General features: G+C 77.3%; 1 pseudogene. It reads left to right on the forward strand.

Annotated features, from left to right (window positions below):
- A pseudogene (locus BI06_RS51995) lies at positions 1 to 361 on the forward strand (PhlD); the annotation flags it as partial.

Below are 361 nucleotides of genomic sequence, written 5' to 3' on the forward strand. Positions count from 1 at the left end.
CGCCCCCGCACCCCTCCCCGCCTTCGTCGCCCGCCCGGCGCTCGCCCTCGGTCCCCACACCGTGGCGGCCGAGCGGATCCGGGAGGACATCCTCGACCGCAACCCCGACTACCCGGCCCGCCAGGCCCAGACCGTCCGGCTGGCCCTCGGCAACCTGCCCGGCACCCGGCGCTACTTCCGGCCCTACGAGCTGGTCTCCTCCCCCGAGCGCACCGCCGCCGAACGCAAGACCACCACCTTCGGCGACCTGCTGGCCGCCGCCGAACAGGCCGCCGCCGAGGCGCTGCTGACGGCGGGCGTCCGGCCCGAGCAGGTGGACTGCGTGATCGTGTCCAGCGCGACCGGCGACGCCGTGCCCGGG

The sequence above is a fragment of the Kitasatospora sp. MBT66 genome (genome assembly GCF_000710405.2).
Taxonomy (GTDB): domain Bacteria; phylum Actinomycetota; class Actinomycetes; order Streptomycetales; family Streptomycetaceae; genus Kitasatospora; species Kitasatospora purpeofusca.